The sequence below is a fragment of the Citrobacter sp. Igbk 14 genome (assembly GCF_028069825.1).
GTDB lineage: Bacteria > Pseudomonadota > Gammaproteobacteria > Enterobacterales > Enterobacteriaceae > Citrobacter.
In genome coordinates, this window is record NZ_JANEWM010000084.1 from 1 (window position 1) to 13,235 (window position 13,235).

The 13,235-nt window shown below is 50.4% G+C and carries 14 protein-coding genes; 12 read left to right on the forward strand and 2 right to left on the reverse strand.

The genetic code is table 11. From position 1 onward, the window contains the following. Positions 1-60 precede the first annotated feature (60 nt). The 7 genes from pspF to NNN64_RS21185 all read left to right on the forward strand — a co-directional run bounded on the left by pspF (position 61) and on the right by NNN64_RS21185 (position 6,045). Entirely contained in the window at positions 61-1,050 is a 990-nt protein-coding gene (pspF, locus tag NNN64_RS21155; RefSeq protein ID WP_271442668.1) for a phage shock protein operon transcriptional activator, read from the forward strand. A gap of 219 nt (positions 1,051-1,269) precedes the next feature. Next, positions 1,270-2,133, forward strand: coding sequence for an arginase family protein (locus NNN64_RS21160; RefSeq protein WP_271442669.1), 864 nt, complete (start codon positions 1,270-1,272; stop codon positions 2,131-2,133). 85 nt (positions 2,134-2,218) lie between these two features. Beyond that, positions 2,219-2,791, forward strand: a complete 573-nt coding sequence (locus NNN64_RS21165; protein ID WP_271442670.1) for a TetR/AcrR family transcriptional regulator — start codon at positions 2,219-2,221, stop codon at positions 2,789-2,791. A 375-nt stretch (positions 2,792-3,166) separates the two neighbouring features. Further along, entirely contained in the window at positions 3,167-3,562 is a 396-nt protein-coding gene (locus NNN64_RS21170; protein WP_271442671.1) for a RidA family protein, read from the forward strand. Between the two features lie 26 nt (positions 3,563-3,588). Beyond that, positions 3,589-4,557 (forward strand): threo-3-hydroxy-L-aspartate ammonia-lyase, encoded by a 969-nt coding sequence (locus tag NNN64_RS21175; RefSeq protein WP_271442672.1) that lies wholly within the window; start codon positions 3,589-3,591, stop codon positions 4,555-4,557. A gap of 126 nt (positions 4,558-4,683) precedes the next feature. Continuing rightward, positions 4,684-5,325, forward strand: a complete 642-nt coding sequence (locus NNN64_RS21180) for a helix-turn-helix transcriptional regulator (protein ID WP_271442673.1) — start codon at positions 4,684-4,686, stop codon at positions 5,323-5,325. Between the two features lie 75 nt (positions 5,326-5,400). Continuing rightward, positions 5,401-6,045: a QnrB family quinolone resistance pentapeptide repeat protein gene (locus NNN64_RS21185; protein WP_271442674.1), complete on the forward strand. Its 645-nt coding sequence runs from the start codon at positions 5,401-5,403 to the stop codon at positions 6,043-6,045. Between the two features lie 66 nt (positions 6,046-6,111). Here NNN64_RS21185 and NNN64_RS21190 read toward each other — a convergent pair whose 3' ends face one another. Beyond that, the gene (locus tag NNN64_RS21190) at positions 6,112-6,564 is read right to left on the reverse strand and encodes an SgcJ/EcaC family oxidoreductase (RefSeq protein ID WP_271442675.1); all 453 of its coding nucleotides are present in this window, start codon (positions 6,562-6,564) and stop codon (positions 6,112-6,114) included. 547 nt (positions 6,565-7,111) lie between these two features. On the opposite strand from NNN64_RS21190, the gene sapA reads away from it, so the two are divergent. From sapA to sapF, 5 genes are read left to right on the forward strand one after another with little or no spacing between them, the layout of a single operon-like run. Next, complete coding sequence (sapA, locus tag NNN64_RS21200; protein WP_202038530.1) at positions 7,112-8,755, forward strand: ABC transporter substrate-binding protein SapA; 1,644 nt, start codon at positions 7,112-7,114, stop codon at positions 8,753-8,755. After that, entirely contained in the window at positions 8,752-9,717 is a 966-nt protein-coding gene (sapB, locus tag NNN64_RS21205) for a peptide ABC transporter permease SapB (RefSeq protein ID WP_202038529.1), read from the forward strand. The genes sapA and sapB overlap by 4 nt, the downstream gene beginning before the upstream one ends. Next, positions 9,704-10,594: a peptide ABC transporter permease SapC gene (gene sapC / locus NNN64_RS21210; RefSeq protein WP_005126480.1), complete on the forward strand. Its 891-nt coding sequence runs from the start codon at positions 9,704-9,706 to the stop codon at positions 10,592-10,594. The genes sapB and sapC overlap by 14 nt, the downstream gene beginning before the upstream one ends. Beyond that, positions 10,594-11,586 carry a peptide ABC transporter ATP-binding protein SapD gene (sapD, locus tag NNN64_RS21215; RefSeq protein WP_103770737.1) on the forward strand — a complete coding sequence of 331 codons (993 nt, stop codon included), beginning with the start codon at positions 10,594-10,596 and terminating at the stop codon, positions 11,584-11,586. The genes sapC and sapD overlap by 1 nt, the downstream gene beginning before the upstream one ends. 1 nt (position 11,587) lies before the next feature. After that, positions 11,588-12,394 (forward strand): peptide ABC transporter ATP-binding protein SapF, encoded by an 807-nt coding sequence (sapF, locus tag NNN64_RS21220; protein WP_005126478.1) that lies wholly within the window; start codon positions 11,588-11,590, stop codon positions 12,392-12,394. A 44-nt stretch (positions 12,395-12,438) separates the two neighbouring features. On the opposite strand, the gene NNN64_RS21225 is transcribed toward sapF, so the two are convergent. Beyond that, entirely contained in the window at positions 12,439-13,128 is a 690-nt protein-coding gene (locus NNN64_RS21225; RefSeq protein ID WP_271442676.1) for an EAL domain-containing protein, read from the reverse strand. Positions 13,129-13,235: the final 107 nt, after the last annotated feature.

The following is a 13,235-nucleotide window of genomic DNA, read 5'->3' on the forward strand; positions in this document are numbered from 1 at the left end:
GATAATATCTAATTTTACCTGATGAGATAATTAGGGTAAATTGGTGAATAACACTAACAAATGGTGAATTTCATCATGGCAGGATACAAAGATACTCTTCTGGGAGAAGCAAACAGCTTCATTGAAGTGCTGGAACAAGTCTCCCATCTGGCTCCCCTGGAAAAACCCGTGCTGGTTATCGGTGAGCGTGGCACGGGAAAAGAGTTAATCGCCAACCGTCTGCACTACCTTTCCACGCGCTGGCAAGGACCGTTTATTTCTCTTAATTGTGCGGCGCTCAACGAAAATTTACTCGATTCCGAACTCTTCGGCCACGAAGCTGGCGCTTTTACCGGGGCGCAAAAACGCCATCCGGGTCGCTTCGAGCGCGCCGACGGTGGCACACTTTTTCTTGATGAACTGGCAACCGCACCGATGCTGGTACAGGAGAAATTACTGCGCGTTATTGAGTATGGAGAACTCGAGCGCGTAGGCGGAAGCCAGCCGCTGCAGGTTAACGTACGACTTGTCTGTGCTACCAATGCCGACTTACCGAGAATGGTCAGCGAAGGTACTTTCCGCGCAGACCTGTTGGATAGACTGGCCTTTGATGTCGTGCAACTTCCACCTTTACGGGAGCGTAAAAGCGACATCATGTTGATGGCCGAACATTTTGCGATTCAAATGTGCCGCGAGATTGGATTGCCGCTGTTTCCCGGTTTTAGCGCACAAGCCAGAGAAACACTTCTCCACTATCGTTGGCCGGGCAATATCCGTGAATTGAAAAACGTTGTTGAACGCTCGGTATATCGACATGGTACCAGCGAATATCCACTGGACGAGGTAGTGATAGATCCGTTTAAGCGCCACACCACAGACGTTCAGCAGCAGGAAACCCACTCTACAGTGGCAACGTTACCGCTGGATCTCCGCGCATTCCAGCAACAGCAAGAAAAGACGTTTCTGCAAACCAGCTTACAACAGGCAAAATTCAACCAGAAAAAGGCCGCCGAACTGCTGGGGCTGACGTACCATCAGCTGCGCGCGTTGCTTAAAAAACACCAGATTTAGTGATGCATTACCGACCGTTAAGCGCCTTCATGTGCAAAGCCCTCCACAACGCACATGAAAATAGTACCGTTTAACGATTCCCGTCCCGCCTATCATCATTCTTGCATAATCTTTATACCGCCTTCATAATGAATGAACGTTCATTCATTACGTATTCACAAGACGACCAACACGGATACGCCTTGGCGTTCCTCCTTAGAAACTAACAGCAGGTAAATTATGGCAAAAAAAACGCTTCGACTTTCCTTCCCCCAGTGGCAGGGAGGCAACAATCCCCCCTATCACCTCGGATCACTTCTCTTGTCTTTTCTCTCGCCCGAAGCGAAAGGCCCCGTCGAGGATGTTCCCGTTGCTTTACCAGAAAGCGAGCCGCTGGTTGTCATAGATGGCATTACTGGTAAGCCACAGATTCTTAAACAGTTGAGCGATGCCGCGACGCGTATTGAAAAACACGATCCCGACGCAATTGTCGTATTAGGTGGTGACTGCCTGGTTTCTTTGGTGCCCTTCGCGCATCTGCTGCATAAATACGGTGATAAGCTGGGCGTGCTTTGGATCGACTCTCACCCCGACGTGCAGACGGCTGAACAGTATCCAAATGCGCATGCCCATGTTCTTGGCGCGCTGATCGGCACGGGCGATAAAGATTTAGTAGCCCACGTCACGCACAAGGTTTCTGCGTCAAAAATTATGATTGCCGGCATTCACAATCCACTGATATACGAAAGCGACTATCTGACCCATCACAGTATTGCGACGACTGGCCCTGATGATGTCAAAAACGGTGCCAACGAGGTTATGGCGTGGATTGCCCGCGAGCACATCGAATATCTGGCGATTCATATTGATCTGGATGTTCTGGACCCGTCACTTTTCCGTTCTGTTTTGTTCGCCCAACCAGGCAGAGGTGAACATGATTTTGGCGATGTGGCCGAAGGTAAACTGACTATTGAAGAGGTGCTTAAACTGGTTAATCTTGCCACCGTACACGCGGAGGCCGTCGGGCTTACCATTGCTGAACATCTGCCGTGGGATATGGTAAACCTCAAGAATATGCTCAGTGCATTACCTCTCATGAAGTAACGCAAGATATCGATAAATCTCATCGCTGGTTCCAGGCCTTAAAGCGCGGTAAAGTTTCGCCATAGATTCAAAGATAAAGGTCGATATGCTAAAGAATACTGAAACCTACCATAAGCTTATTACCGCTGCCGCAGCCTGTTTTGCTGAGAAGGGATTCAGTGCTACCAGCGTGCGCGAAATTTCCACGCGTGCAGGTATAAGCCAGGGGGCTATGTATACTTACTTCAAAAGTAAGGATGAGCTTATACGGGCAATCGTTCTGGAAGAGCAAAATACTGCCCTGGCTGCCCATAATGAGCCCTGTGGCGGATCGTTTTTTGATCGTCTTTGCAAGCAGGTCGTTTCTTGCATAAGCGATGTCGGTTACCCTGTCACGCACCACCTTTGGGTAGAAATCATGGCAGAATCGGCACGCAACCCGGAGCTCAGGGAAGCGTTTATCGCCAGTGATAACATCATGCGGCAAAGCATTGCGGGAATAATTGCGCAAGGTATCGCCGCAGGAGAGTTTCGTCGGGATATTAACCCGGAAGCGATCACCATCATTCTGTTTGCATTTATTGACGGGCTGATTGCCCGTAAGGCTATTAACCCTGCGTTCTCATTGGCCACAGATGTACCTGCGTTCCCTGATTTAATGTCAAAGTTGCTCAAATAAAATACTTCCCTCGCCTGTTTTCTGATCTTTCCCCTGCCCACTTCGCGCCAGAAGTGGGTATTGCGGACATCAACATAATCAATACATAACGTATCAATTTATACAGTTAATGATGAGTTGCACCTGAGATCCCGACCACGCGTAAAAGCAAAAAAAACATTTCTGCGATCTCATCATTTCTATCCGCTCTTACAGCCACACACCGTAATGCCATACAAATATCTCAGCTGATATGCCGAACGTTTTACGCCGTTTACAGAGACAGCGTCGCTGAAAAAGAGACTGGATGCATGGATGACGATGGTGTATAAAATAATACAAATAGTATTATTTTATACTAAATGAATCATTATTACTTAAGCTGGAGATTAAACCATGCCCACCAATATTACCCTGAACACCACGACGGATAGCTTCCCACCAGCAGGCCATTACTCACATAGTGTGACTGCCGGGGGATTCGTTTTCATTTCCGGACAGCTACCTGTCACGACTAATGGCGAAAGAAAAGCGGATGCTTCTTTTGAAGAACAGACCAGACTGGCTCTACAAAATGTTGATGCTTGTCTGGCGGGGGCCGGCGTTTCTCGCCAGCAACTGGTATCGGTACGCGTCTATGTCACGGACATTAACCAGTGGCCGACGTTTAACCGGATCTACGGCGAATGGATCGGTGATTCCCGTCCAGCCCGTGCTGTCGCTGGCGTTGCAGAGCTTCATTATGGCTTTGCCGTAGAAATTGAAGCCATTGCGTTAGCACAACAAGTGTGACTTTTAACTGCTACAGGTGAACAACAATGACTGAAATGACACTACCTGATTACCACGATGTTGCCGCGGCCGCTGAGCGCATCGCAGGTTATGCTAACAAGACACCGGTTATGACATCACGAACGGTGAATGAAGAGTTTGGCGCTGACGTTTTTTTTAAATGTGAAAACTTCCAGCGGATGGGTGCATTTAAGTTTCGCGGCGCGATGAATGCTCTGCGCCAGTTTACGCCACAGCAGCGAGCAGCCGGCGTCGTGGCTTTTTCATCCGGAAACCATGCTCAGGCAATCGCCCTGTCCGCAAAATTGCTGGGTATTCCGGCGACAATTATCATGCCGCACGACGCGCCAGCCGCTAAAGTTGCTGCCACGAAAGGATATGGCGGACATGTCGTGATGTACGACCGTTACACTGAAGATCGTGAAAAAATTGGCCGGGATCTGGCAGAAAAACAAGGACTGACGCTGATCCCACCTTACGATCACCCGCACGTTATTGCAGGCCAGGGTACCGCAACGAAAGAACTGATTGAAGAAGTTGGTGCTCTGGATGCCCTTTTTGTTTGTCTGGGCGGTGGCGGTCTTCTATCGGGTTCCGCACTGGCCGCGCGACACTTGTCCCCTGATTGTCTTATCTATGGTGTAGAGCCTGAGGCAGGCAACGACGGTCAACAGTCGTTTCGCAGTGGCAAAATTGTGCATATCGATACGCCGAAAACCATTGCTGATGGCGCGCAAACCCAACATCTTGGACAGCATACCTTTCCACTGATCCAGAAGCATGTTAACGATATTCTGACGGTTTCAGATGATGAATTAATTGCCGCAATGAAATTTATCGCGGAGCGAATGAAAATGGTCGTGGAGCCAACGGGCTGCCTTGGTTTTGCCGCCGCAAGAGCGCGAAAAGCGGACCTTAGAGGAAAGAAAATCGGCATTATCATCAGTGGTGGCAATGTTGATATCAGCCGCTACAGTGATTTCCTTGCCGGGTAATCTCATTAAGGTATCTGCGGTGCGGATACCTTATCGCTATGCGCCTGTTCCAGTCTGGAAAAGAAGCCCCAGGACGCTGTAAACTGGCCGCCATAATGGCAACAGGCATCACTGCAGGAGACTGGCATGCCAAAAACCGACGATAACTCGCTACTCAATCAAATTGATATTATCGCCAAAGGACTGAGCGACACCTTCTCTCCGTTTTGCGAGGTTGTGGTTCATGACCTCAAGAACCCTGAGCATGCGATCTTGTCCATACACAATAATCTGTCCGGTCGCAAACCGGGTCAGCCCGCAACAGAGCTTGGGCTGGCGCGGATCGAATCAGCTGATTTCCCCAACATCGTTGCCAACTACAGCAATCAGTTTGCGGATGGTCGCCCGGTAAAAAGTACCTCTATCGGCATCAAGGACGAACAAGGCAAATACGTCGCGGCGCTTTGCCTGAATGTTGATATGACGCTATTTCGCGGGATGCAGAGTGCACTGGCACGGTTTACTGAAACCGAGTGCTCACCTGTCAGCGAACACCTCGACCCTGGCAGTAATGAAGTGATTCGCCAGCGTATTGATGATTTTGCAGCTAAACGCGCAACAACGGCGCGAGCGCTGAAAACAGAAGACAGAAAGGTACTGATTCAACAATTGCGTAAAGAAGGTTTACTGAACGTACGAAAATCCATGGATACGGTGGCGCAGCATCTGGGCGTGTCCAGAGCAACCGCCTACCTGTACGCCCGTCAGGCTAACGCTATCGGCGAATAAGTTGGCCGTTTGACGCGAGGACGGTAATCAGTTTACCATGATGCAAATACTGTATAAAAAAACAGGATTAGCATTATGACTCTAGCGTTAGTAGGCGAAAAAATTGACAGGAGCCGCTTTACCGGGGCGAAAATTGAAAACAGCACGTTTTTTAACTGCGACTTTTCTGGCACCGACCTTAGTGGCACTGAATTTATCGGTTGTCAGTTTTACGACCGTGAGAGCCAAAAAGGGTGTCATTTCAGCCGGGCCATCCTGAAGGATGCCATCTTTAAAAGCTGTGATTTATCAATGGCAGACTTCAGGAATGTCAGCGCTTTGGGTGTTGAAATCCGTGGATGCCGCGCTCAAGGTGCGGATTTTCGCGGCGCAAGTTTTATGAATATGATAACCACGCGCACCTGGTTCTGCAGCGCATATATCACCAACACCAACCTGAGCTACGCCAATTTTTCAAAAGTCGTGTTAGAAAAATGTGAGCTGTGGGAAAACCGCTGGATTGGCACGCAGATACTCGGCGCAACATTTAGCGGTTCCGATCTCTCTGGTGGTGAGTTTACATCGTTCGACTGGCGAGCTGCGAACTTCACGCATTGCGATCTGACCAATTCTGAACTGGGAGATTTAGATGTTCGGGGCGTCGATTTACAAGGTGTTAAGATAGATAGCTACCAGGCCTCTTTGATCATGGAACGACTTGGGATTGCCATTATCGGTTAGCCCTGGCTAAGCAAGCCCGCAATACACCAGGGAGCGGTGAATCCCCGCCCCTGTGTATCTGTTCTGTTACCCCTCAGGCATTGCTGAAGAATGGTGGGTGGAAATTTTCCACGCCTTCCCATCCCACGCGTAAGTAAACGTATAACGGGCCGAAACGGTCGATTTATCTGCGAAGGTGAAGGTATAAGTACCAGCATCAATCGCCTTATTACAGCCAAGGCGAATAGTTCGACTGTCAATTTTCCCGGTAGGTTTCTTCGCCAGGAAATGTTCAAAATAATCCTCACGTTCAGCATCTGTTAAACGGGCTTTATTCGATACTGTGGGCAGTAATACGGCATCACTAAGATAATTTTCGGAGACCGTCTTCGCGTTACCCGTTTTCAGTGATTCATTCCACTTGTCGAATAGTGCTTCGATTTGTGCTTTGTCCACCTTCACACACTCTGGAGCCGGAGTCGCAAAAACGGGGCCCGATAAAAGGATCAGTGAAACAGCAATACCAAGTAATTTCTTCATAGTAATCATTCCATTAATGGTTAGATGGCCGCGAGAAGGTCATTGATAACCGGATAGTCAACTCACCTGTAATAACCAATAGAAACCATTAACATACGCCGGGTGTAGAAAATAAAGACGCCAGAAAAAGATGGGTAAGTAATATGATGAAATAATTATATATTTTCGCTTTATTGCCCTGTATTTAACATAAACCACTACCTGAATGATTATAGTTCAGCATTCATATGATTTCTGTACCTCTTCCAGGTTCCCTTTAACGCTATCCCTTCCTTAAGTTTCGGCTCTTGCGCCACCACAGCACATAAATTTGGCATAGCTATACTCTCACGAGGCTCGCGCTTCGTTTATTACGGGTCAGATGGGGCATGAAAATGCTAAGATAGTTTATGAGTTATATTCAAAGTGGATCGCTGGTATGAATATTGACCAGACCACAACGTTGAATTTGCAACTAACGGTATGGTTGCGCCCAAACTCAAACGGTAATGGCGAATGTCATTAAATATTAGTAAGATAGCTTCTTTATTCATAGTCCCTTAAAATTATGCGCCTGGTTTTATCAACTCTGATCGTGATGGCTGGACTTCTGAGTGGTCAGGCTGTTGCCGCGCCTCTGCAGACCACGCACGCTGATATTCGTGACAGCGGCTTTGTCTATTGCGTCAGCGGGCAAGTCAATACATTCAACCCACAGAAAGCGAGCAGCGGCCTGATTGTCGACACTCTGGCTGCCCAACTCTATGACCGGCTGCTTGATGTGGACCCGTACACCTACCGACTGGTGCCAGAACTGGCTGAGAGCTGGGAAGTGCTGGACAACGGCGCAACCTACCGTTTTCACTTGCGCCGCGATGTCTCGTTTCAAAAGACGGCCTGGTTTACCCCTACCCGTAAGCTAAATGCAGATGATGTGGTGTTTACCTTCGAGCGCATATTTGACCGTCATCATCCGTGGCACAACGTCAATGGCAGCAGTTTTCCCTACTTCGATAGCCTGCAATTCGCTGACAACGTGCAAAGCGTGCGCAAGTTGGATAACAACACGGTTGAATTTCGTCTGACTCAGCCAGATGCCTCCTTCCTGTGGCATCTGGCGACACACTATGCCTCCGTAATGTCGGCTGAATATGCCACACAACTGGCCAAACAAGATCGCCAGGAATTACTCGACAGGCAGCCCGTCGGCACAGGACCGTTCCTGCTTTCAGAAAACCGCGCGGGACAATATATTCGTCTACAACGTCACGAAAAATTCTGGCGCGGCACGCCCCTGATGCCACAGGTCGTTGTGGATCTTGGTTCAGGCGGAACCGGACGGTTATCAAAGCTCCTGACCGGTGAGTGCGACGTTCTGGCCTGGCCCGCGGCCAGTCAGCTCACCATATTACGTGATGACCCACGTCTGCGCCTGACACTGCGCCCTGGAATGAACATTGCCTATCTGGCATTCAACACCAATAAACCGCCGCTGGATAACCCCGCAGTGCGGCATGCGCTGGCTCTGGCCATTAACAACCAGCGTCTGATGCAGTCTATCTACTACGGTACGGCAGAAACTGCAGCATCTATTTTGCCCCGCGCCTCGTGGGCTTATGACAACGAAGCTAAGATTACTGAATACAACCCGGCTAAATCCCGTGAGCAGTTAAAAGCACTGGGACTGGAGAACCTGACGTTGCAACTGTGGGTCCCGACCAGCTCTCAGGCCTGGAACCCGAGTCCGCTGAAAACAGCGGAACTGATCCAGGCAGATATGGCGCAGGTGGGTGTGAAAGTGAAGATCATCCCGGTTGAAGGTCGTTTTCAGGAGGCGCGATTAATGGATATGAACCATGATCTGACGTTGTCCGGTTGGGCGACAGACAGTAACGATCCTGACAGCTTTTTCCGACCGCTGCTCAGTTGTGCCGCCATCAACTCACAGACCAACTTCGCGCACTGGTGTAATCCGCAGTTCGACAGCATACTGCGCAAGGCATTGTCTTCGCAGCAGCTCTCCTCACGTATTGACGCCTATGACGAAGCACAAAATATCCTGGCGCAAGAGTTGCCGATCCTGCCGTTGGCCTCATCATTGCGCCTACAGGCTTACCGCTATGACATCAAAGGTCTGGTGCTAAGTCCGTTCGGGAATGCTTCCTTTGCCGGGGTTTCCAGGGAAAAGACTGATGAGGTGAAAAAACCATGATTATCTTCACCCTACGCCGCTTCTTATTGCTGCTGGTCACCCTGTTCTTCCTGACATTCATTGGGTTCAGCCTGAGCTACTTCACCCCCCATGCGCCATTACAAGGCGCATCGCTATGGAACGCCTGGATATTCTGGTTCAACGGTCTGATTCACTGGGATTTTGGCGTTTCCAGTATTAATGGTCAGTTAATCTCAGAACAGCTGAAAGAGGTTTTCCCAGCCACGATGGAGCTGTGTATTCTTGCCTTTGGGTTTGCGCTGATGGTCGGGATCCCTGTTGGTATGCTGGCCGGCATCACACGTAATAAATGGCAGGATCGCTGCATCAGCGCATTGGCTCTGATGGGGTTTTCCATTCCCGTTTTTTGGCTGGCGCTGCTGCTGACGCTCCTCTTCTCACTGACTCTCGGCTGGTTACCCGTTTCGGGACGTTTCGATTTGCTTTACGAAGTAAAACCTGTGACCGGTTTCGCCATTATTGATGCGTGGATCTCTGACTCCCCCTGGCGCGACGAAATGTTGGTCAGCGCAATCCGTCATATGGTGCTTCCGGTATTGACGCTTTCCGTCGCGCCCACGACGGAGGTCATCCGCCTGATGCGTATCAGCACCATTGAGGTCTTCGATCAGAACTATGTTAAAGCGGCAGCCACGCGCGGTTTGTCACGCTTCACCATTCTGCGTCGCCACGTATTGCACAACGCCCTTCCGCCGGTCATTCCTCGTCTTGGATTACAGTTTTCCACCATGCTGACGCTGGCGATGATCACCGAGATGGTCTTTAGCTGGCCAGGGCTGGGGCGTTGGTTGATTAACGCGATTCGCCAGCAAGACTACGCCGCTATTTCGGCGGGAGTGATGGTGATTGGCTCCCTGGTTATTATCGTTAACGTCATCTCTGATATTTTGGGTGCTATGGCTAACCCTCTGAAACATAAGGAATGGTATGCCTTACGATAGCGTATATAGCGAAAAGCGCCCGCCCGGTACGCTACGCACCGCATGGCGTAATTTTTATGGCGATGCTTCTGCGATGGTGGGTCTGTACGGTTGTGCGGGACTGGTCATTCTGTGCGTGTTTGGTGGCTGGTTTGCCCCTTACGGCATCGATCAGCAATTTCTCGGCTACCAACTGTTGCCACCGTCCTGGTCACGCTATGGCGAAGTGTCATTCTTCCTCGGAACCGACGATCTCGGCCGCGACGTATTAAGCCGTCTGCTCAGCGGCGCGGCCCCTACTGTAGGTGGTGCGTTTGTCGTTACCCTCGCCGCCACACTCTGCGGTCTGTTGCTGGGCGTGGTTGCCGGAGCAACGCACGGACTACGCTCAGCGGTGCTGAACCATATTCTGGATACCCTGCTGTCAATTCCATCGCTACTGCTGGCCATTATTGTGGTGGCTTTCGCCGGGCCACATTTGACGCATGCGATGTTCGCCGTCTGGCTGGCTTTACTGCCGCGTATGGTGCGCTCCGTCTACAGCATGGTGCATGACGAACTGGAAAAAGAGTATGTCATTGCCGCTCGTCTGGATGGCGCGAGCACACTCAATATCCTGTGGTTTGCGATTCTGCCGAATATCACTGCCGGCCTTATCACTGAAATCACCCGAGCACTGTCAATGGCGATTCTGGATATCGCCGCCCTGGGCTTCCTTGATCTCGGCGCACAACTCCCATCCCCAGAATGGGGAGCCATGCTCGGCGATGCGCTGGAGTTGATCTATGTTGCACCATGGACAGTCATGCTGCCCGGAGCGGCAATTATGATAAGTGTGCTGCTGGTAAACCTGCTAGGTGACGGCGTGCGTCGCGCGATTATTGCGGGGGTGGAATAATGCCATTACTGGATATCCGCAACCTGACTATCGAGTTCAGGACCGGTGAAGACTGGGTGAAAGCGGTTGACCGCGTCAGCATGACGCTAAACGAAGGTGAGATCCGTGGACTGGTCGGTGAATCGGGTTCAGGTAAAAGTTTGATCGCTAAGGCCATCTGCGGCGTCGCCAAAGATAACTGGCGCGTGACCGCGGACCGCATGCGTTTTGATGATATCGACCTGTTGCGCCTTTCCGCCCGCGAGCGACGTAAGCTCGTCGGCCATAATGTGTCCATGATCTTTCAGGAGCCACAGTCTTGTCTGGATCCGTCCGAACGTATTGGACGCCAACTGATGCAAAACATTCCCGCCTGGACATACAAGGGGCGCTGGTGGCAACGTATTGGCTGGCGCAAACGCCGCGCGATTGAACTGCTGCACCGCGTCGGGATAAAAGACCATAAAGATGCAATGCGCAGTTTCCCTTATGAGCTGACCGACGGCGAGTGCCAGAAGGTAATGATCGCCATCGCACTGGCAAACCAACCTCGTCTGCTGATTGCAGATGAACCCACCAACGCGATGGAACCCACCACACAGGCGCAAATTTTTCGTCTGTTGACACGACTGAATCAAAACAGCAATACCACCATTTTGTTGATCAGCCATGACCTGCAAATGCTCAGCCAATGGGCCGACAAAATCAACGTAATGTACTGCGGACAAACGGTGGAAACTGCGCCCAGTAAAGATTTGGTGACGATACCCCATCACCCTTATACGCAAGCGTTGATTCGCGCTATTCCTGATTTTGGTAGCGCAATGCCGCATAAAAGCCGCCTGAATACCATGCCAGGAGCAATTCCGTTGTTAGAACAGTTGCCTATCGGCTGTCGTCTGGGGCCACGTTGCCCTTATGCGCAGCGCGAATGCATTGAAACCCCCAGACTGACCGGAGCAAAGAATCATCTCTACGCCTGTCATTTCCCCCTGAACATGGAGAGAGAGTGAGATGGTAGAAACCCTGCTCGAAGTTCGCAATCTGAGCAAAACCTTTCGCTACCGGACGGGATTATTTCGCCGCCAGACCGTCGAAGCTGTTAAACCGCTGAGCTTTACGCTGCGTGAACGTCAAACGCTCGCCATTATTGGCGAGAACGGCTCAGGCAAGTCCACGCTGGCAAAAATGCTGGCTGGGATGGTTGAACCGAGCAGCGGCGAGCTGCTGATTGACGATCATCCGCTAAAATATGGCGATTATTCATTTCGTAGTCAGCGTATTCGCATGATTTTCCAGGATCCGTCCACGTCGCTTAATCCGCGCCAACGTATTTCGCAGATCCTCGATTTTCCGTTACGCCTGAATACCGATCTGGAGCCTGAACAGCGCCGCAAACAGATTGTGGAAACCATGCGTATGGTGGGTCTGCTACCCGATCATGTTAGCTACTATCCGCATATGCTCGCGCCAGGGCAAAAACAACGCCTGGGCCTTGCCCGTGCGCTGATTTTGCGCCCAAAAGTGATTATCGCCGACGAAGCACTAGCCTCTCTGGATATGTCGATGCGATCGCAGCTCATCAACCTGATGCTCGAGTTACAGGAAAAACAGGGGATTTCCTATATCTATGTGACCCAACACATTGGGATGATGAAACACATCAGCGACCAGGTGTTAGTCATGCATCAGGGCGAAGTTGTCGAGCGCGGCAGTACGGCGGATGTGCTAGCCTCACCGCTACATGAACTGACTCGTCGTCTTATTGCAGGACATTTTGGCGAGGCGCTTACCGCTGATGCCTGGCGGAAAGACCGTTAATGAAATAATAGCCCACCAGGACGGGAGGGCTATCCGTTCAGTCATCAGTGACAAAACCGGGGCAAGAGTAGCGCGTCAACCTCAGAGAAGGTGACTGACGGGAAAATCTCTCCCTGCATCGCCCAAACGCCGGCGGTGCAGACCGCCTCGATAAGACGGGTCGTATCTACCCCCTCAACCACAACGCGGTCGCAATACCCCCTGATATTTTTAATCAACACCGGGAATATTGTTTTTTCTACCTGTGACAGGAAGAAGTCGCGATCCATTTTCACAACGTCAAAACGGCCGCACACCAGCGGACTCGCGCCAATACTGCCAGAGCCGAGATCGCCCAGCCACAAGGCGTTTGGGCCATCACTCAGCGAATTAATGAGCAGATTGTTCAGGCAAACTGTATTCGACAGAAAGCGTTCTGAGAGTTCCAGCGCAATAAAAGGCATGGAATGTAAGGCCGACTTAATGACAGGATCACCGATTGCTAATAGCGCCATTTCATCAACAAGGCTTAGCGTACAGAGCAGATTATTGTTCTCGAACCAATCACGCTTTTCTGCAATTAACCGAATTTGCTCAAGCATGAAATTACGTTTTTGTTCGCTACTCCATGCCGAAATAATGGAATCTGCATGTAACGGATGAACCGTCTCAGAAGCGAAGCGGGCGAGCATCTCAACACCCAGCAACTTATCTGTTGTGTCTCTCATCGGTTCCGCGATGAAATGATAGTGCATAAGACCACTCCAATTGATCATAACGTCCTGATAATGCACTTCTAATCAGAATCAATCAATAATATCGATCAATGAATCGATATTGATCGATAAAAACAATATATCAT